This window comes from Pseudonocardia sp. WMMC193, from assembly GCF_021728735.1.
Lineage (GTDB): Bacteria > Actinomycetota > Actinomycetes > Mycobacteriales > Pseudonocardiaceae > Pseudonocardia > Pseudonocardia oroxyli.
In genome coordinates this window covers 2,495,199-2,513,515 of sequence record NZ_JAKKDO010000003.1, presented here as the reverse complement: position 1 = coordinate 2,513,515, position 18,317 = coordinate 2,495,199, and the positions used below count along the sequence as shown (strand labels likewise).

General features: G+C 74.4%; 17 protein-coding genes and 1 riboswitch. Of the genes, 15 read left to right on the top strand and 2 right to left on the bottom strand.

Annotated elements, in window-relative coordinates; translation table 11 throughout:
- Positions 1-99: 99 nt before the first annotated feature.
- Positions 100-1,914 (bottom strand): alpha/beta fold hydrolase, encoded by a 1,815-nt coding sequence (locus L3X23_RS13295; protein ID WP_237192517.1) that lies wholly within the window; start codon positions 1,912-1,914, stop codon positions 100-102.
- A gap of 157 nt (positions 1,915-2,071) precedes the next feature.
- On the opposite strand from L3X23_RS13295, the gene L3X23_RS13290 reads away from it, so the two are divergent.
- A complete protein-coding gene (locus L3X23_RS13290) occupies positions 2,072-3,805 on the top strand; it encodes a DEAD/DEAH box helicase (protein WP_237192516.1) in 1,734 nt (577 codons plus the stop codon).
- 92 nt (positions 3,806-3,897) lie between these two features.
- Here L3X23_RS13290 and L3X23_RS13285 read toward each other — a convergent pair whose 3' ends face one another.
- A complete protein-coding gene (locus L3X23_RS13285) occupies positions 3,898-4,083 on the bottom strand; it encodes a hypothetical protein (RefSeq protein ID WP_093088732.1) in 186 nt (61 codons plus the stop codon).
- A 290-nt stretch (positions 4,084-4,373) separates the two neighbouring features.
- Between L3X23_RS13285 and L3X23_RS13280 the strand changes: the two genes are divergently transcribed.
- The 14 genes from L3X23_RS13280 (at position 4,374) to L3X23_RS13215 (ending at position 18,283) form a co-directional block, all read left to right on the top strand.
- Positions 4,374-5,318, top strand: coding sequence for a DMT family transporter (locus L3X23_RS13280; protein ID WP_237192515.1), 945 nt, complete (start codon positions 4,374-4,376; stop codon positions 5,316-5,318).
- Between the two features lie 445 nt (positions 5,319-5,763).
- Complete coding sequence (locus L3X23_RS13275) at positions 5,764-6,882, top strand: sugar ABC transporter substrate-binding protein (RefSeq protein WP_237192514.1); 1,119 nt, start codon at positions 5,764-5,766, stop codon at positions 6,880-6,882.
- Between the two features lie 60 nt (positions 6,883-6,942).
- A complete protein-coding gene (locus tag L3X23_RS13270) occupies positions 6,943-7,716 on the top strand; it encodes an ATP-binding cassette domain-containing protein (protein ID WP_093088735.1) in 774 nt (257 codons plus the stop codon).
- A 34-nt stretch (positions 7,717-7,750) separates the two neighbouring features.
- Positions 7,751-9,184: a sugar ABC transporter permease gene (locus tag L3X23_RS13265; RefSeq protein WP_237192513.1), complete on the top strand. Its 1,434-nt coding sequence runs from the start codon at positions 7,751-7,753 to the stop codon at positions 9,182-9,184.
- A gap of 2 nt (positions 9,185-9,186) precedes the next feature.
- Positions 9,187-10,344 (top strand): ROK family protein, encoded by a 1,158-nt coding sequence (locus tag L3X23_RS13260; protein WP_237198014.1) that lies wholly within the window; start codon positions 9,187-9,189, stop codon positions 10,342-10,344.
- Positions 10,345-10,378: 34 nt separating this feature from the next.
- Positions 10,379-11,368: an Ldh family oxidoreductase gene (locus L3X23_RS13255; RefSeq protein WP_237192512.1), complete on the top strand. Its 990-nt coding sequence runs from the start codon at positions 10,379-10,381 to the stop codon at positions 11,366-11,368.
- 131 nt (positions 11,369-11,499) lie between these two features.
- Positions 11,500-12,543, top strand: coding sequence for a GAF and ANTAR domain-containing protein (locus tag L3X23_RS13250; protein ID WP_237192511.1), 1,044 nt, complete (start codon positions 11,500-11,502; stop codon positions 12,541-12,543).
- Positions 12,544-12,596: 53 nt separating this feature from the next.
- Positions 12,597-12,688: riboswitch (TPP riboswitch) on the top strand.
- 35 nt (positions 12,689-12,723) lie between these two features.
- Positions 12,724-13,707 (top strand): ABC transporter substrate-binding protein, encoded by a 984-nt coding sequence (locus L3X23_RS13245; protein WP_237192510.1) that lies wholly within the window; start codon positions 12,724-12,726, stop codon positions 13,705-13,707.
- Positions 13,704-14,498: an ABC transporter permease gene (locus tag L3X23_RS13240; RefSeq protein ID WP_237192509.1), complete on the top strand. Its 795-nt coding sequence runs from the start codon at positions 13,704-13,706 to the stop codon at positions 14,496-14,498. The genes L3X23_RS13245 and L3X23_RS13240 overlap by 4 nt, the downstream gene beginning before the upstream one ends.
- Positions 14,495-15,187 carry an ABC transporter ATP-binding protein gene (locus tag L3X23_RS13235; RefSeq protein WP_237192508.1) on the top strand — a complete coding sequence of 231 codons (693 nt, stop codon included), beginning with the start codon at positions 14,495-14,497 and terminating at the stop codon, positions 15,185-15,187. Before L3X23_RS13240 ends, L3X23_RS13235 begins: the two co-directional genes overlap by 4 nt.
- Positions 15,184-15,417 (top strand): hypothetical protein, encoded by a 234-nt coding sequence (locus tag L3X23_RS13230; RefSeq protein WP_237192507.1) that lies wholly within the window; start codon positions 15,184-15,186, stop codon positions 15,415-15,417. The genes L3X23_RS13235 and L3X23_RS13230 overlap by 4 nt, the downstream gene beginning before the upstream one ends.
- A 162-nt stretch (positions 15,418-15,579) precedes the next feature.
- Complete coding sequence (gene cbiE, locus L3X23_RS13225) at positions 15,580-16,851, top strand: precorrin-6y C5,15-methyltransferase (decarboxylating) subunit CbiE (protein WP_237192506.1); 1,272 nt, start codon at positions 15,580-15,582, stop codon at positions 16,849-16,851.
- Positions 16,848-17,582, top strand: coding sequence for a precorrin-4 C(11)-methyltransferase (gene cobM, locus L3X23_RS13220; RefSeq protein WP_237192505.1), 735 nt, complete (start codon positions 16,848-16,850; stop codon positions 17,580-17,582). The genes cbiE and cobM overlap by 4 nt, the downstream gene beginning before the upstream one ends.
- Positions 17,570-18,283: a cobalt-precorrin-6A reductase gene (locus tag L3X23_RS13215; RefSeq protein WP_237192504.1), complete on the top strand. Its 714-nt coding sequence runs from the start codon at positions 17,570-17,572 to the stop codon at positions 18,281-18,283. The genes cobM and L3X23_RS13215 overlap by 13 nt, the downstream gene beginning before the upstream one ends.
- Positions 18,284-18,317 lie beyond the last annotated feature (34 nt).

Sequence of the window (18,317 nt, the reverse complement as noted above, 5' to 3'; positions counted from 1 at the left end):
GCGCTCGGAAGGATCTTGCTCGGTGAAGGTGACGGGAGCGTTGAGGTGGTCGCGCTCCCGTGACGCTCGGGCAGGGGTCCGGGTCGGGCGAGCGGCCGGTTACCGCGCGAGGTAGGTGCCCGGCGCGGGGTGGATCGGGTGCAGGCCGCGACCGCCGCCCAGCTCCGGTGGTGCGTCGACGGTGTCGCCGCCGCGTTCGGCGAGCCAGTCGACGAGGTCGTCCCACCACGGCCGCGGGTGTCGGCGGGCGTGCGCGCGCCACCATTCGGGATCGGCGGGGTTGCCCGGTGAGACCGGGCCGTCTCCCGCCCGCAGCTCGGCGGACCCGAAGCCGACCGCGGCGGCCGTGCTCCCGGGCACCAGCACGAACCGGCTCTTCCCGCCGAGCAGCTGGGTCGTGCGATAGGCCGACTGCCAGCCGCCGACCAGGTCCGTGGCGCCGGCGAGGACGTAGGCGTCCGACGCCACGGCGGCGAGGTCGACCGGCTCGCCCAGCACCGTCAGACCGCCGGGGCGGGTGAGTGCGCCGGACAGCGCCGCCTCCGCCAGGTCGCGGTACAGCGCGGCGGGAACGTCGCGTGCGGCCAGGTTCCATGCCCGCAGCGGGTCCGGCGCGGTTCCCGAGCTCCCGGGTCCTGCCCGTTCGGTCCCCCGATACCGGCGCTCCCAGGCGGGCCGGATCAGGGCGGCGGGGTCGAGCAGGGCGTGCACCTCGGCGAGGGTGCGCCCGTCGAGCGAGCCCGCCCGCGCGACGGCGGCGACGGCGGACCGCACCGACGCCTCGTCGACCGGCAGCCCCGCACCCGGCCGGGCGCGGTCCCGCCCGCCCTCCAGCGCGGCCCCGGCGAGGACCAACGCGGCCACCCGCTCCGGACGCGCGAGCACCGCCGTGGTCACGGCCGCGAGCAGGCCGCCGCCCGCCACACCGAGCAGGACGGTGCGCTCGCTGCGGCAGATCCGCTCGACCGCGCCGAGGGCCTCGACCAGTGCCGCAGCGGCGGCGTCCAGGCCGTGGGACGGGTCCTGGACCGGGTGCCACGACAGGGTGAGGACCTGGTGTCCGGCCGCGACGAGCGTGCGGACCAGGCTCCGGTCCGGCGCCAGGTCGACCAGCGCGTACGAGTTCGCGAAGGGCGGCACCACGAGCACCGGCACCTCGGCGACCTGCTCGGTGGTGGGCAGATGGTGGATCAGCTCGAACGCCGCCGTCCGCAGCACGACGGCGCCGGGCGCGGTCGCCGTCTCGACCCCCGGCTCGAGGTGCGCACGGCCGCCGGGCAGCCGCGGTGCTGTGCGGCGGGTAACGCCCGGATCGGACCCCAGGACGGCTCCGAGCGCACCGCCCAGCTCCTCGAGCAGGAGCCGGGCCGCGTCCGCGCTGCTCCGCACGGCGGCCCGCGGTTCGGACCGCAGCGCGTCCGGGTCCAGCAGCGGGTGCGAGCCGGGGACGGTCAGCTCCGCCAGCCCGTCGACGGCGAAACGCAGCCGGTCGGCGTCTGCGCGGTCGCGGGCCAGGTCGTCGACGAGGTCCAGGGCGGCCGACCGGCCCGCCCGGTGCGCGCGCCGCAGGCGGCCGAGCACCCCGTCCACGCGCCCGCGATCCTCGGGGCCTGCGAGATCGGCGCCGATCCCGATCCGGCCGAGCTCGGCGAGCAGGCCGACGGTCCGGCCCGCGGCCGTCGCGGCGGCGGCCGGGCGGCGCAGCATTCCGAGCGCGAGCCGCGCGGCGGGCCCGACGGGCAGCAGCCGGGCACGCGGGCCGCGGGCGGCCTCGAGCAGGAGGGCGTCGAGTGCCAGCGCGGCGTCTGCGGCGTCTGCGGCGTCTGCGGCGTCTGCGGTCTCGGGGTCGGCGGGGGCGGCGTCGTTGTCGGGCGTCGTCCCGGCTCCGTCCGTCGGGGAGTGCGCAGGCGGCATCCGTCAGGTCTACCGGCTCCCCGGCCGGGTCGCGACGACCGCCCTCGTGGCGGCCGTCACGCGGGGCGCGGGCGGGGAGTCCCGGGCACGGGCCGGTCGGCTGCGGCGGATACCCTGAACGGCGGCCCTGAGGACGCTCGGCAGAACAGGGAGACGTGTGTCGCAGACGGAATCCGTACCGGTTCAGGGGCTCTCCCCGGCCTCTCGTCCCCTGCGTGCCTGGCAGCGCTCGGCGCTGGCCCGCTACCTGGCGGCGAAGCCCCAGGACTTCCTGACGGTCGCGACCCCGGGCGCGGGCAAGACCACGTTCGCCCTGCGGGTGGCCGCCGAGCTGCTGGCGGACCGGACGATCGAGGCGATCACGGTCGTCACGCCGACGGAGCACCTGAAGTACCAGTGGGCGGCGGCCGCGGCGGCGGTGGGGATCGCGCTGGACCCGGAGTTCCGCACGTCCTTCGGCGGCACCTCCCGGGACTACCACGGGATCGCGATCACCTACGCCGGTGTGGCCACCCACCCGGCCCGGCACCGGGCGCGCACCGAGAACCGCCGGACCCTGGTGATCCTCGACGAGATCCACCACGCGGGCGACGCGAAGTCGTGGGGCGAGGGCGTCCAGCTGGCGTTCGAGCCCGCGGAGCGCAGGCTCGCCCTGACCGGTACGCCGTTCCGCTCCGACGACAACCCGATCCCGTTCGTCGAGTACGAGCGCGACGCCGAGGGCGCCCTGCGCTCGCGTTCGGACCACTCCTACGGGTACGCGGACGCGCTCGCCGACAACGTCGTGCGGCCGGTGGTCTTCCTGGCCTACTCCGGGACCTCCAGCTGGCGGACCAGCGCGGGCGAGGAGATCACCGCGCGGCTCGGCGAGCCGATGACCAAGGAACAGACGGGCATGGCCTGGCGCACCGCGCTGGACCCGGCGGGGGAGTGGATGCCCTCGGTGCTCGCCGCCGCGGACAAGCGGCTGACCGCGCACCGCAACGGCGGCATGTCCGACGCGGGCGGGCTCGTCATCGCGACCGACCAGACGGCCGCCCGGGCCTACGCGGCGTTGCTGGAGAAGATCACCGGCACGCGTCCGGCGCTGATCCTGTCCGACGAGACGGGGTCGTCGGAGCGGATCGACGCCTTCTCCCGCTCGCAGGAGCGCTGGATGGTGGCGGTCCGGATGGTGTCCGAGGGCGTCGACGTGCCGCGGCTCGCCGTCGGCGTCTACGCGACCTCGGCGTCGACCCCGCTGTTCTTCGCCCAGGCCATCGGCCGGTTCGTGCGGTCGCGGCGCCAGGGTGAGACGGCGTCGGTGTTCGTGCCGTCGGTGCCCGTGCTGCTGGGTCTGGCGTCGGAGCTGGAGGCGCAGCGCGACCACGTCCTCGGGGCCCCGCACCGGCCCAAGGAGGAGTGGAACGACCAGGAGCTGATGCTCGCCAACCGGCAGGAGGACGAGCCGGGGGAGGACGAGAAGTCGTTCACCGCCCTGCACGCCGACGCCGAGCTGGACCAGCTCATCTTCGACGGTGCCTCGTTCTCCGCGGACGAGGAGGACTACATCGGCCTGCCCGGCCTTCTCGACGCCGACCAGGTCCGCTCGCTGCTGCAGCAGCGCCAGCAGGACTGGGTGGACCGCGGCTCCCCGCGCTCCGGGGCCGCCGCCCGCGCCACTCCGCCTCCGCCGGCCCCCGAGCCCCAGCGCGGCCTCTCGGTGCGCGAGCAGATCCAGAAGCTCCGCAAGGAGCTGAACTCGCTGGTCGCACTGCAGAACCACCGCACGAAGAAGCCCCACGGCATGATCCACAACGAGCTGCGCAGGCAGTGCGGCGGCCCGCCGACGGCCATGGCGACCATCGAGCAGCTCGAGGAGCGCATCGCGACCATCCGCAGCTGGCGCTGAACGGCTCCCGACACACGGAAGGGCGGGCACCCGCAGGTGCCCGCCCTTCCGACGACGCTACTCAGACCGGCCAGGGGAGTGGCCGGCGCCCATCACTCGCCCTGCTGGACGTCCACCTCGAGCTCACGCAGTTTGTCCGCGTGGGCCCGGGCGTGGTGCCCGCAGAACAGAAGCTCGCCGCCGGACGGCAGTACGGCACGAACCTTTGCGGCCGCTCCGCAGCGGTCACAGCGGTCGGCGAGGGTCAACTCGGGCCGGGTCAGGGTTCCGGGCTGCATAGCGGTCTCCCTCCGTCTCCGCACCGGTCCCCCGGTGCGGCTTGCTGTGACGACCGCTCACGCGGTGCGTCCACTCTTGCAGACGTTCGACACCCCTGCATGTGTTCCCGGCCCGTGTCGCGACGACAATCACGTTTCGACGGGAATCCGTCGGCGGAAGGTCGACCCGGTGGCGGTCCGGTGACGAACACTTGATTCAGTTGACTACGAGTGAATGATGCGGTGCCTGTGGTGACACCGCAAGGTGTCGTGTGTAAACAGTCGGGTCCTGCCGACTACGGAGTGCAAGCATGGTAATGGCGTCGTCGAAGGGGTTCGCGAGCCGGGTCCCGGCTCCGGTCCTCTTCGTCGTCGGGGGCGTCTCGATGTACGTCGGGGCGGCCCTCGCGGTCGGACTGTTCGACCGGTTGTCGCCGTCCGCGGTGGCGGTGTTACGGATCTTGGCCGCGGGGCTGTTGCTCCTTCTGGTCGTACGGCCCGGGAGGGTCGCGTGGAGTAGCGGCAGGCTCCGCCGGAGCGTCCCGTTCGGGGTGGCCACGGCGCTGATGAACGCGGCGTTCTACGAGGCCATCGCGCGCCTGCCGCTCGGGACGACGGTCGCGCTGGAGTTCTGCGGCCCGGTCGCCGTGGCGGCCGCGCTGAGCCGCCGCCCCCGAGACGTCGGGGCGGTCGTGCTGGCCGCGGGCGGGGTGGCCCTCATCGCGGACGTCCGCTGGTCGGGCAGCCCGTCTGGGGTGGTCTGGGCGCTCGCGGCGGCGGCGCTGTGGGCGGCCTACATCGTGCTCGGGAAGCGGGTCGCGCGCGGCGGGAGCGGCATCGACGACATGGCCGTCGGGTTCGCCGTGGCGGGGGTGCTGTGCTCCCCGCTGCTGGTCCTGCCGGTGTTCCGGGACGGCTGGTCGGCACTCGCCCCGTTGGCCGAGCCGGTCGTGCTGCTGCTCGTCCTGGGTGTCGGGCTGCTGTCGAGCATCGTGCCCTACGGCCTGGACCAGGTGGTCCTGCGCCGGGTCGGGCAGGCGCGGTTCGCGGTGCTCCTCGCCCTGCTCCCGGCCACCGCCACAGTGATCGGGTTGGTGGTGCTCGGGCAGCTCCCGGGGGTGGCCGAGGCCGTCGGGATCGCCCTGGTGGTCGGCGCGGTGCTGCTCCGCTCGCGCGACGGGGACACGCCGCCGGAGACCCCGCCGGCCCCATCGGGGTCACGCAGCGTCACCACTCGGAGGGGTGACGCAGAGTGAGGGCCGCCGACGCGGTCGAGTGAAGATCGCCCGAGCGGGTGGAGAGTCGTCGCGGGCCGTCCTCGGCGGGCGTCCGTGCGCGCTGTGTGACGCCCCGTGTCCGGCCCGTGTCGACCCCGTCCGGCCCACTCCCTGCGGTCAGGTCACGCCGAGCGACGGCGCCGATCGTCGTCGGCCGGGGTGGGTGAGGTCTCACCCGCCCGGCGCGCGGACGTTCGGCGGTGTCAGGACTGCTCCGGTCCGGGCGGGATGGGGGTGCCGCCGGGCGGTCGTGGCGATGGTCGAACAACAAATCACGCGACCCGTGACCGAATCGTGATGATCGTCCGGGAACTTTCACGATCCAGAATGCTTCACCTCACACCGAATCCCCGCATACGTTGTCGCCCACAACATTCATCCGGCGCAACACCGCGTCGGATCCACAGCGACGTGGGAGTGCGGGATGCGTTTACGGAAGACAGCGGTCGCGCTGGGTCTGGGCCTCGCCCTGAGCCTCACCGCGTGTGGGGCGAACAGCGCGGGCGGCTCGGGCTCGGGCGGGGAGAGCGCCGCGCCCAGCAGCGGCGGGGTCAAGGTGGGGGTCATCCTCCCCGAGACCGACAGCTCGGCGCGCTGGGAGGGCTTCGACAAGCCCATGCTCGACAAGGCGATGCGCGCGGCCGGGCTCGACCCGGACATCCAGAACGCGCAGGGCGACGAGCAGAAGTTCTCCACCCTGGCCGACGGGATGATCTCGTCCGGGGTGAAGGTGCTGGTCATCGCGTCGATCAGCTCCGACGGCGGCTCGGCCGTCGCGGCGAAGGCGAAGGCCCAGGGCATCCCGGTCATCGACTACGACCGGCTCAACCTCGGCGGCACCAGCGACTACTACGTCAGCTTCGACAACGAGAAGGTCGGCGCGCTGCAGGGCCAGGGCCTGGCCCAGGCGCTGCAGGGCCAGCAGGGCGCGCAGGTCATCGAGATCGAGGGCGCCCCGACCGACAACAACGCCACGCTGTTCTACAACGGCCAGCAGACCGTGCTGAAGCCGATGTACGACTCGGGTGCGCTCAAGCTCGTGCGGAGCCAGCCGATCGACAAGTGGGACAACCAGGTGGGCGGCACCACCTTCGAGCAGATCCTGACCTCCAACGGCGGCCAGGTGAACGGCGTCGTCGCGGCGAACGACGGGCTCGCGGGCGCCGTCGTCACGGTGCTGACGAAGTACGGCCTCAACGGCAAGGTCGCGGTCACCGGCCAGGACGCCACGGCGGACGGCCTGCAGGCCATCCTGCGCGGCGACCAGTACATGACGGTGTTCAAGCCGATCCAGGAGGAGGCGGACGCCACGGCGAAGCTCGCCGCGGCGCTGGCCAAGGGCGACACCGCCACGGCGGACGCCACGGCGACCCAGACGGTGGCCGACCCGAAGGGCAACCGTGAGGTCAAGTCCGTGCTGCTCACCCCGCAGCTGATCACCAAGGACAACGTGAAGGTGGTCACGGACGCGGGCTACGTCAAGGCGAGCGAGATCTGCGTCGCCGAGACGCAGGCCGCCTGCACCGCCGCCGGCATCAAGTAACCAGACTCGGACGCACGGCCGGCGCTCTCCTGCGGCCGTGCGTCCGCCCGTGGAGGGCCCATGTCCGAACCCATCCTCCAGCTCCGCGGCGTGTCGAAGAGCTTCGGCGCGGTGCAGGTGCTGCACGACGTCGACCTCACCGTGCGCGCGGGTGAGGTCACCGCGCTCGTCGGCGACAACGGCGCGGGCAAGTCGACGCTGGTCAAGTGCGTCGCCGGTATCCACCCGATCGACGGCGGCGAGATCGTCTTCGACGGCACCCCCGCCACGCTCGGCTCGCCCGCGGACGCGTCGAAGCTCGGGATCGAGGTCGTCTACCAGGACCTCGCGCTGGCCGACAACCTCGACATCGTCCAGAACATGTTCCTCGGCCGGGAGCGCGGCAAGCCGTGGCTGCTCGACGAGGCGGACATGGAGCAGGCGGCCCGCCGCACGCTGGCCTCGCTCAGCGTCCGGACCGTCACGAGCGTCCGCACCCCGGTCGCCTCGCTGTCCGGCGGTCAGCGGCAGACCGTCGCGATCGCCAAGGCGGTGCTCTGGGACTCCCGGGTCGTCCTGCTCGACGAGCCCACCGCGGCCCTGGGCGTGGCGCAGACCCGGCAGGTGCTCGACCTCGTCCGCAGGCTCGCCGAGCAGGGCATCGGCGTGGTCCTGATCAGCCACAACATGGCGGACGTGTTCGAGGTCGCCGACCGCATCGCCACGCTCTACCTCGGCCGGATGGTGGCCGAGGTGCCGACCCGCGACGTCACGCACGGCCAGGTCGTCGAGCTCATCACCGCGGGCCGGTCCGGCGACCTCGGGCTCGCGCGTCCGGAGAAGGTGGTCCAGTGACCGCCGAGGCACTCCCCACCGCGGAGGCGGCATCATGACAGCACCGGAGAAGTCCGCCGCCGAGAGGGCGAACCCGGGCAACCGGTCCGCCGACTTCGGCATCGACACCACGGCCCGGACCACGTCCGAGGCGCTGCGCGGCTACGTGCAGGGGCTGCGCAGCGGCGAGCTCGGCGTGCTGCCCGCGCTGCTGGGACTGGCGGCGCTGTTCGTCCTGTTCACCGCCCTGGACCAGGGCGGGACGTTCCCGAGCCTGCTCAACCTGGCGAACCTGCTCCAGCAGGGTGCCGGGCGGACCATCATCGCGATGGGCCTGGTGTTCGTGCTGCTCACCGGCGAGATCGACCTCGCCGCGGGCACGGCGTCCGGCCTCGCGGCCGCGCTGATGGCGCTGCAGATGGTCAGCCAGGGCAACCTGCTCGGCGCCATGGGCGGGTTCGTCTTCGTGATCTTCATCGTGGGCCTGCTGATCTGTGCGGCGCTGGCCGCCTGGGTCCGGGTCTGGCCGGGGGCGGCGGGCGCCGCGCTGGGCGCGGTGCTGCTGTTGGTCGGGGCGCCACCCAACCCCTGGGTGGCCATGCTGCTGGCGGTGACCACCGGCGTCGCCGTCGGCTGCCTCACCGGGTTCCTCGTGGCCCGCACCGGGATGCCGAGCTTCGTGGTCACCCTCGCCCTGTTCATCGCCTGGCAGGGCGTGATCCTGCAGCTCATCGGGGACGGCGGCACGCTCGGCCTGCGCGACCCGGTGATCAACGCCGTGGCGAACGGCAACCTCTCCACGCTCGGCTCGTGGGTGCTCTTCGTGGTCGCCGCGGGCGGGTACGCGCTCGTCGCGCTCGCCCAGCAGCGCAACCGGCTCAGCAAGGGCCTCGTCGCCCAGCCGACCGGCCTCGTGCTGATGAAGGTGGGGGCCGTCGTCGTGCTCGGGGCGCTCGCGACCTTCCTGCTCACCCGGGACCGCTCGCCGGGCGTGATCGCCATCTCCGGTATCCCTTATGTCGTGCCGATCGTGCTCGTCCTCATGGTGCTGGGGACCTACGTCCTCGACCGGACGCGGTTCGGCAGGCACGTCTACGCGGTCGGCGGCAACCGGGAGGCGGCCCGCCGGGCGGGCATCGACGTCGTCAAGATCCGGTCCGCGGTGTTCGTGATCAGCTCCGCCTTCGCGGCGATCGGCGCGATCGTCTACTCGTCCAAGGTGGGGTCCGTCTCGCCCGCGGCCGGTGGCGGCAACACGCTGCTGTTCGCCGTCGGCGCGGCGGTGATCGGCGGGACGTCCCTGTTCGGCGGCCGCGGCCGGGTGTCCAACGCCGTGATCGGCGGCGCCGTGCTCGCGACCGTCGAGAACGGGCTGGGGCTGCTCAAGCAGCCCGCCGCGGTGGTCTTCGTGATCACCGGTCTGGTGCTGCTGCTCGCCGCGGGTGTCGACGTGCTGTCGAGGCGGAAGTCGGCGGCCGCGGGCAGGTGACGATCGCAGGACCGAACTCGGGGACCCGGCCCGACGACGCGCGGCGCCACAACCGCACGGCGCTGCTGCGTCGTCTGCACGTCGACGGGCCCTGCACGCGGGCGACCCTGGCGAGCGAGCTGGGGCTCAACCGCAGCACGATCAAGGCGGTCGTCGACGGGCTGGCCGAGGCGGGGGTGGTGACCGAGGCCGTCCCCGCCCAGCGGTCCGGGGCGGGACGGCCGTCGCTGCTGGTCCTGCCCGAGGCGTCCGCGGCCGTGGTCCTCGCCGTCGACGTCCGGGTGGACCAGGTCTCCATGGCGATGGTCGGCATCGGCGGGCAGATCCTGGGCAGGCACAGCTGGAACCTGCACCGCACCACCCGGCTGCCGGGCGAGGTGATCACCCACGTCGCCGAGTCCGCACAGCTCCTGCGGGACGAGCTGGGCGTGCGGGAGCAGTCCGTCGGCGTGTCCGTGCCCGGGGTGGTCCGACGCGCGGACGGGCTCGTGTTCGAGGCCCCCAACCTGGGCTGGCGGGAGGTCGGGCTGGGCACGCGCCTGGAGGCGGTGCTCGGGTCGCCGACCGCCGTGGGCAACGACGGCGACCTCGGCGCGCTGGCCGAGCACCTGCGCGGCGCGGCCCGCGAGGTGGCGGACCTGCTCTACCTGTCCGCGGACGTCGGGGTGGGCGGCGGCGTGATCGTCGGCGGGGTGCCGTTCCGGGGGAGCAGCGGCTATCTCGGCGAGATCGGGCACATGATCGTCAAACCCGGTGGTCGGGCCTGCTTCTGCGGTGAGCAGGGCTGCTGGGAGACCGAGGTCGGCGAGCCCGCCCTCTGCCGCGCCCTCGGGCTGCCGGAGGACACCCCGCGCGGGGTGCTGGTCGCGGAGCTGCGCGGGCTGACCCGCGTCGACCTGCTCGACGAGGTGCGGGACTGGCTGGTCACCGGCCTGGTCACCGCCGTGAACCTGCTCGCGCCGGAGATGGTGGTGCTCGGCGACCTGTTCGCCGCCCTGCCCGCGGCGCTCGTCGAGCGGGTCCGCCAGGAGGTCCACGTCCGCAGCCTGGTCAGTCGGGCGGGCGGCGGCACGCGCATCGAGGTGAGCCCCCTGGGGCGGGACGGCAAGCTCGTCGGGGCGGCGGAGCTGGCGTTCGAGCCGGTGCTCGGCACGGTGTGACCGCGCGCCCGTGACCGTGGGTAGGGTCCGCGGAATGCTCCGGGTGCCCGCCGACGATCACCTCGCCGTCACCGTCCGCGTGCTCACCGCGCTCGGCGCACCGGAGGCCGCCGCGCGGGAACAGGGCGAGCTGCTGCTCGAGGGGGACCTGCGCGGACACGCGTCCCACGGCATCCGACGCCTGCCGGTGCTGGCCGGGCGGATCCGCGCCGGGCTCTGCGCCCCCGCGGCCGTTCCGCAGCTGGACTGGTCGACCCCCGCGGTCCTGCGAGTCGACGGTCGCACCGGGCTCGGCCCGCCCGTCGCCCACCGGGCGGTCGAGGCGCTCGTCGAGCACGGCACGGGGGTCGCCGTGGCGGCCATCCGGCGGGCCGGGCACCTCGGCATGCTCGCGCCCTACGTCGAGCGGCTGGCCGGGGCCGGCCTGATCGGCCTGGCCGTGACCACCAGCGAGGCGCTCGTCCACCCGTGGGGCGCCGCGCCGGCGATGCTGGGCACCAACCCGCTCGCGGTGGCGGTGCCGACCGACGGCGAACCCGTCGTCCTGGACATGGCGACCGGGCAGATCTCGCGCGGCAAGGTCCTCGACCACGCCCACCGCGGCGAGCCGCTGCCCGCGGGCGCCGCCGTCGACGCGTCCGGCGCCCCCACGACCGATCCCACCGCCGCCCTCGACGGCGCGATCTCGCCGTTCGGCGGGCCGAAGGGCTACGCGTTGTCCCTGGTCCTGGAGCTGATGGTCGCCTCGCTGACCGGCACCGCCCTCGGCCGCGAGGTCCGCGGCACCCTCGACACCACCGACCCGGTGACCAAGGGCGACGTGCTCATCGCGCTCGACCCCGCGGCGTTCGGCGGGGGCGTGGCCCTCGGTCCGTTCCTCGACGAGCTCCGCGCCCTCGACCCCGCCCCCGGCCACGCCGGCGTCCAGATCCCCGGCGACCGCGCCCGCGCCACCCGCGCGGCGAACCTGGCGGCGGGCGTGCCGGTCGACCCCGGCACCTGGGCCGAGGTCACGGCACTCTGATCGGGCCGCTGCGCCGTTCGGCCCACCCGATGATCGTCCGTGCGAGCGGGCGGGGCCGCGGTGGTTGACTACCCGCCGCACGACGGCACGGCGGGGAGGGGTTCACGGTGCATCCTGACGATCCCGGGATCATGGGTCTGACGCTGGAGATCGGCCGCACGGCTGTGGCCGCCGCCGACCTCGGGCCGCTCTTGCAGCGGATCTGCGCCACCCTGCCCGGCACCCTGGGCGTGCCCGCCGCGGCGATCGTGCTGGTCGAGCCGCCGGACACCCGGCTGGCGGGCGTCACGGCCTCGGGGCCGGACCCCGCGCGGCTCGGTGAGATGGAGCTGCGCGCGGGCACCGGCCCGGTCCAGGGCGCGGTCCGGTCCGGCCGTCCGATGGTCACGCCCGACCTCACCCGCATCGGGCCGCCCGAGCTCGCGGCCGCCGCGGCGGACACGGGTCTGACCTGCTCCGTCGTCGTCCCGCTGCGGGTGGACGGGGAGCCCGCGGGCGGGCTGCAGCTGTTCGGCCACCCCGGCCGACCGGTCGGCGACGGGCACGTCGATGCCCTCGCCGGGCTGGCGGACGTCCTGTCGGCCCGCCTGTCGGACGTCTGCGCGGTGCGCAGGCTGACCGGCACCGTGGCGCGGCTGACCGCCGAGCACGAGGCGGCGCTGCCCGTGGCCCACGCGGCCGGGATGCTCGCCGAGCGCTACCGCACCGACCCGGAGGAGGCGGGCCGCTTCCTCGACAGCCTGGCCCGCAAGACGGGCACGGGCCTCGCGGACGCGGCGCGCGCGGTGCTGAGCCGCACCGACGGCCTGGACGCCCCGACGACGGCGATCGCCCGGGTCCCGGCCCCGCGCGCGGGCCACGAGCAGCCCCCGGGTCCCGGCCCGCGCCGCCCGGTCGAGCCCCGCCCGGTCGAGCCCCGCCCGGTCGAGCCCCGCCCGTGGAACGGCCGCACCGCGGGCGCGACTCCGCCGCGGCACCAGGCCCCCGAGCCGCGGGGCACGCACCCGTCGGGCGACCGGCTCGCCCCCGGCCGCCCGGGCCCGGCGCGTCCCGTCGCCGACACACCGGCCCCGCCGCCCACCGGCGGGCGCCGCCACCTGCGCGAACCCGCCCCGGAGACCCCGGCTCCGCCGCCCGGCGGGCGGGCCCGGCACCGCCGCGCCGACATCGGGTGACGCATCCGGCGTTGGTGGGACACCCGCGCGACACGTAGGGTCTGCTCCCGTACCCGCGGGAGCCCCCACGTTCCGAGGCTGAGAGGGCGGCAGGACCGGCCGTCGACCGTTCGCACCTGACCCGGTTAGCACCGGCGTAGGGAGGTCGCCTTGCGCGCGCTCGTGTCTGTACTCCTCGGCGTGATCCTGCTCCTGACCGGCTGTTCCGCCGGCACCGGCGGCCCCGAGGCCGGCCAGAAGATCCGGGTCGCCCTGGACTGGACCCCGAACACCAACCACTCCGGGCTGTTCGTCGCCCAGCAGGAGGGGTGGTTCGCGCAGGCGGGGCTCGACGTCGAGTTCCTGCCGTACAACAGCACCAGCCCGGACACGCTCGTCGGCTCGGGGGCCGCCGAGTTCGGGATCTCCTTCCAGGACTCCTTCACCTACTCGAAGGGGGCGGGCGCCGACATCACCAGCGTGATGGCGATCCTGCAGCACTGGGCCACCGAGATCGCGGTGAAGGCGGACCGCGCCGACATCCAGAGCCCGAAGGACCTCGACGGCAAGACCTACGGCGGCTTCGGCGCGCCGTACGAGGTGCCGAAGATGCAGCAGGTGATCAAGGACGCGGGCGGCACCGGCGACTTCACCAGCGTCACGCTCGGGACCAGCGCCTACGAGGCGCTGTACGCGGGCCAGGTCGACTTCACCGAGCCGTTCGTGGCGTGGGAGGGCATCGAGGCGCAGCTGCGCGGGGAGCCGCTGAAGTCCTTCCGCTACACCGACTTCGGCTTCCCCGACGCCTACAACGTGCTGCTCATCGGCCACTCGCCCTGGCTCGCCGCGCACCCCGACGCGGCCCGGGCCTTCGTCCAGGCCGCCCAGCGCGGCTACCAGCTCGCCGCGGACGATCCGGCCCGCGCCGCGCAGGACCTGCAGGACGCCAACCCGGGCGCCTTCACCGAGCCCGAGCTCGTCACCCGCAGCCAGGAGATGCTGGCGAAGGACTATCTGAAGGACGCGCAGGGCCGCGTCGGCCCGCAGGCCCTCGACCGGTGGCAGGGCTTCTCCGGCTTCCTCGTCGACTCGGGCACCGTGGTGGACGCGAACGGGCAGCCGCTGCGGGCCCGCCCGGACTTCTCCACCTGGTTCACCAACGACTACCTCGGACAGCCCGCGTGACCGCGACCCTGGAGCGCCCGCCCGCGGCGGCCCGGCCGGTGCCGCGCAGGCCCGCGCGCTGGGCCCCGCCGGTCGTCGTGGTCGCGCTGCTGCTGGCGGGCTGGCAGCTCGGTGTGACGCTGTCCGGGGTCGCCCCGCAGGTGCTGCCCTCGCCGCTGCGGGTCGTCGAGCAGGGCTGGGCCAACCGCGCCGCGCTCTGGACCAACACCCTGCCCACCCTGCAGGTCACGGCCGTCGGGTTCGCGCTGTCGCTCGCCGTCGGCTGGGTGCTGGCGACCGCCGTGGACTTCTCGCCGTGGCTGCGCCGCGCCCTGCTCCCGCTGATGATCGCCTCGCAGACCCTGCCGATCATCGCGATCGCCCCGCTGATGATCCTCTGGTTCGGCTTCGGGCTGCTGCCGAAGGTGCTGGTCATCGCGCTGGTCACGTTCTTCCCGATCGTCGTCGGGCTCGTCGAGGGGTTCGCCCGGACCGACCGCGAGGCCTCGAACCTGTTGCGCAGCATGGGCGCGAGCCGCTGGACGGAGTTCCGCTACGTCCGGCTGCCGGGTGCGCTGCCGTCGTTCTTCACGGCGCTGCGCATCGGGATCACCTACGCCGTGACGGGCGCGATCTTCGCCGAGTACGTCGGCGCGCAGGCCGGGCTGGGCATCTTCATGAACCAGCAGAAGAACTCGTTCCGCACCGACCTCGTGCTCGCGGCGGTGGGGGTGTCGGCGGTGATCACGTTGGCGCTCTTCGCCCTCACCTTCCTGGTGCAGCGCCTCGTCGCCCCGTGGATCCGCAGGTGAAGATCAGCGTCCGGGACCTGGAGGTCTCCTTCGGCGACCTGCGGGTGCTCGACGGCGTGTCGTTCGACGTCGCGCCCGGGGAGTTCGTCTCGATCCTCGGACCCAGCGGCTCCGGCAAGTCCACCCTGTTCCAGGTGCTCGCCGGTCTGCTGGAACCCGACGCCGGCCGGGTCGAGGCGGCCAGCTCGGCCTACATGCCCCAGAAGGACCTCCTCTTCCCCTGGCGCACGGTGCTGGACAACACGACCCTGGGGCTCGAGGTGGCGGGCATGCCCCGGCGGGCGGCGCGCGCGAAGGCCGGGGCGCTGTTCGAGCCGTTCGGGCTCAGCGGGTTCGAGCACTCCCGCCCCGACGAGCTGTCCGGGGGGATGCGGCAGCGGGCGGCGCTGCTGCGGACCGTCGTGCAGGACCGGGACGTGCTGCTGCTCGACGAGCCGTTCGGCGCCCTGGACTCGTTGACCCGCACCGCCATGCAGGAGTGGCTCGACGAGATGCGGGCCCGGTTCGGCTGGACGGTGCTGCTCATCACCCACGACGTCCGCGAGGCGGTCTACCTCTCCGACCGGGTCCTCGTGCTCTCCCCGCGGCCCGCCCGCGTCGTCCACGAACGCCCGATCGACCTGCCGCACCCGCGCGAGGTGACGGCCGCCGCGGCCGTGGAGGTCGAACTCCGGGGGGCGCTGCGGTGAACATCAGCAGCGGGGCGCTCAAGCACGGGATCACCGAGGAGGAGATCCACACCGTGCTGGCGGCCCCGCTGCGCACCGTGGCGCAGGGGGAGCGGACGCTGCTGATCGGCGTCGGGACCGGCCGCGACCTGCTGGAGGTCGTCCACGACGGCGAGCGGGTGCTGCACGCCATGCGGCTGCGGCCGAAGAACTACCCCCACCTGACGGACGGCCTCCCCGGGCCTGGCTAGCATCGTCGCGTCCGGTATGACCCGTTCGGTCGGCCGACTCACCCCCGCGGCTGACGGACGACCACGTAGGGTCGTGCTCGACGGAGACGGAGCCTGCGGAGTCGACCATCGGGGTCGGCGGAGCCCGCGGAGTCGACCAGCCGGTCGTCGAGAGGTGGAGACGTGAGCGGTGGGATGACGCCGGAGACCGAGGGCGCGGAGCCGGCCGTGTCGTTCGCCGAGACCGGCCCGGCCGTCGTCGTGGTCGGGATCGGGGCGGACGGCTGGTCGGGCCTCGCGGGCACCGCGCAGGAGACCCTGGCCGCGGCCGAGGTGATCCTCGGCGGGCCGCGCCAGCTCGACCTGGTCGCGGGCAAGGTGACCGCCGACCTGGTGGCCTGGCCGTCCCCGCTGGTCCCGGCGCTGCCGGGGCTGCTCGCGCGGTACGCGGGCAGGCGGCTGTGCGCGCTCGCCTCGGGCGATCCCATGTTCTTCGGCCTGGGCGCCACCCTCGCGCGGACCGTCGGCGCGCGGCGCATGCACGTGATCGCCCACCCGTCGTCGACCACCCTCGCGTGCGCGCGGCTGGGCTGGCCGACGGAGGACGTCGAGGTGGTCAGCATCGTCGGGCGGCCGGTGGAGCGGCTGCGGCGCACCGTCTCCCCGGGCCGTCGGGTGCTCGTGCTGTCCGCGGGCGCCGAGTCGCCCGCCCAGATCGCCGCCCAGCTCACCGACGACGGCTACGGGCCCAGCAGGCTCACCGTGCTCGAGCAGCTCGGCGGGCCGGGGGAGCGGATGTACTCCGGGGTGGCGCGGGACTGGCTGCACCCGGAGGGGGACGCGCTGAACGTCGTCGCCGTCGAGTGCGCCGCCGAGCCCGGCGCCCGGGTCCTCGGTGAGGTCCCCGGCCTGCCGGACGACGCCTACGCCAACGACGGCCAGCTGACCAAGCGGGAGATCCGGGCCGTCACGCTGGCCCACCTGGCGCCGCGCCCGGGGGAGACCCTGTGGGACGTCGGCGCGGGCTCGGGCAGCATCGGCATCGAGTGGATGCGGGCGCACCGTTCCTGCTGGGCGATCGGGGTCGAGGCGGACGCCGTGCGCGCGGAGCGGGTGCGGGACAACGCGGACGCGCTCGGCGTGCCCACCCTGCGGGTGGTCACCGGCATCGCGCCGGAGGTGCTCAGCGACCTCCCCGTGCCGGACGCGATCTTCATCGGCGGCGGGCTGACCCGCGAGGGCGTGCTCGACACCTGCTGGGCGGCCCTGCCTCCGGGCGGTCGGCTGGTCGCGAACGGGGTCACGGTGGAGTCCGAGTCGGCGCTCGCCGTGGCGCAGCGGCGGTTCGGCGGGTCGCTGGTGCGCATGTCCATCGCCCGGGCCGAGCCGGTCGGCGGCTTCCTCGGCTGGCGGCCGGGCATGTCCGTGACGATCTGGAGCACGGTCAAGCAGTGACCGTCCACTTCATCGGGGCGGGTCCCGGCGCCGTCGACCTGCTCACGATCCGAGCGCGGGACCTGCTCGCGGCGTCGCCGGTCTGCCTCTACGCGGGCTCGCTGGTGCCGCCGGAGATGCTGGAGCTCTGCCCGCCGGGCGCGCGGACCGTCGACACGGCGCTGATGACGCTCGCCGAGATCGTCGAGGAGATGGTCCGGGCCCACGAGCACGGGCTGGACGTGGCCCGGCTGGCCAGCGGCGACCCGTCGGTGTTCTCGGCGATGGCCGAGCAGATGCGCAGGCTGGACGCGGCGGGCGTGCCCTACGACGTCACGCCCGGGGTGCCCGCCTACGCGGCGGCCGCGGCGGCGCTGCAGCGCGAGCTGACCGTGCCCACGGTCGCCCAGACCGTCACGCTGACCCGGATCGCGGCGCGGGCCACGCCGATGCCGGAGTCCGAGTCGTTGGCGACGGCGCAGGGCACGATCGTGCTGCACCTGGCCGTGCACCGGATCGACGAGGTCGTGAAGGAGCTCGCGCCGATCCACGGGTCGGACTGCCCGGCCGCCGTGGTCGCCCACGCCTCGCGCGAGCACGAGATCGTGCTGCGCGGGCGGCTGGACGACATCGCCCACGCCGTGCACGAGGCGGGCATCCAGCGCACGGCCGTGGTGATCGTCGGGCGGGCGCTCGCCGCCGAGCAGTTCCCGGACAGCCACCTGTACTCGGACGCCCGTTGCCGGTCCTGATCCTCGGGGGCACCTCCGACGCCCGACGGGTGGCGGAGCTCCTCCCCGGATCGATCTCCTCCCTCGCCGGGCGGGTGCGGCAGCCGATGCTGCCCGCCGGCGAGGTGCGGATCGGCGGCTTCGGCGGTGTCGCCGGGCTGGCGGCCTACCTGCGGTCGGCCGGGATCACCGCGGTCGTGGACGCCACGCACCCCTTCGCGGCGCAGATGACCGCGCATGCGGCGCAGGCGTGCGCGCTCACCGGGGTCCCCCTGGTGGTCCTGAGGCGTCCGGGCTGGAGCGGGGCGTTCACCCGGGTGCCGTCCTTTGCCGTGGCAGCGGATGTGCTGCCTTCCCTCGGATCCCGCGTGTTCCTGACGACGGGCCGCCAGGACCTCGCCGTGTTCGCCGGGTCGGACCTGTGGTTCCTGGTCCGCTCCGTCGACCCGCCCGCCCCGCCGACGCCGCGCCGGATGGTCTCGGTGCTAGACCGCGGCCCCTTCACCGTCGAGGGCGAGACGGCGCTGATGCGCGCCCACGCGATCGACGTCCTGGTCACGAAGGACTCCGGCGGCCCGACGGGCGCGAAACTGCAGGCGGCGCAGTCCCTCGGCATCCCGGTCCTGATGATCGACCGCCCGCCCCTACCACCGGGCGTCGAGGCGGTGGACACCCCGGCGGCTGCGGCAGACTGGACCGCCCATCGCACTATGGAACCTTGAGGCGATTGTGAAGCGCTTACCTGTGCATCAAGGT

Bases quoted from the DNA above. Each gene is read 5' to 3' on its own strand.
- L3X23_RS13295 (WP_237192517.1), bottom strand. From the start codon at position 1,914: ATGCCGCCTGCGCACTCCCCGACGGACGGAGCCGGGACGACGCCCGAC.
- L3X23_RS13285 (WP_093088732.1), bottom strand. From the start codon at position 4,083: ATGCAGCCCGGAACCCTGACCCGGCCCGAGTTGACCCTCGCCGACCGC.
- L3X23_RS13280 (WP_237192515.1), top strand. From the start codon at position 4,374: ATGGTAATGGCGTCGTCGAAGGGGTTCGCGAGCCGGGTCCCGGCTCCG.
- L3X23_RS13275 (WP_237192514.1), top strand. From the start codon at position 5,764: ATGCGTTTACGGAAGACAGCGGTCGCGCTGGGTCTGGGCCTCGCCCTG.
- L3X23_RS13270 (WP_093088735.1), top strand. From the start codon at position 6,943: ATGTCCGAACCCATCCTCCAGCTCCGCGGCGTGTCGAAGAGCTTCGGC.
- L3X23_RS13265 (WP_237192513.1), top strand. From the start codon at position 7,751: ATGACAGCACCGGAGAAGTCCGCCGCCGAGAGGGCGAACCCGGGCAAC.
- L3X23_RS13255 (WP_237192512.1), top strand. From the start codon at position 10,379: ATGCTCCGGGTGCCCGCCGACGATCACCTCGCCGTCACCGTCCGCGTG.
- L3X23_RS13250 (WP_237192511.1), top strand. From the start codon at position 11,500: ATGGGTCTGACGCTGGAGATCGGCCGCACGGCTGTGGCCGCCGCCGAC.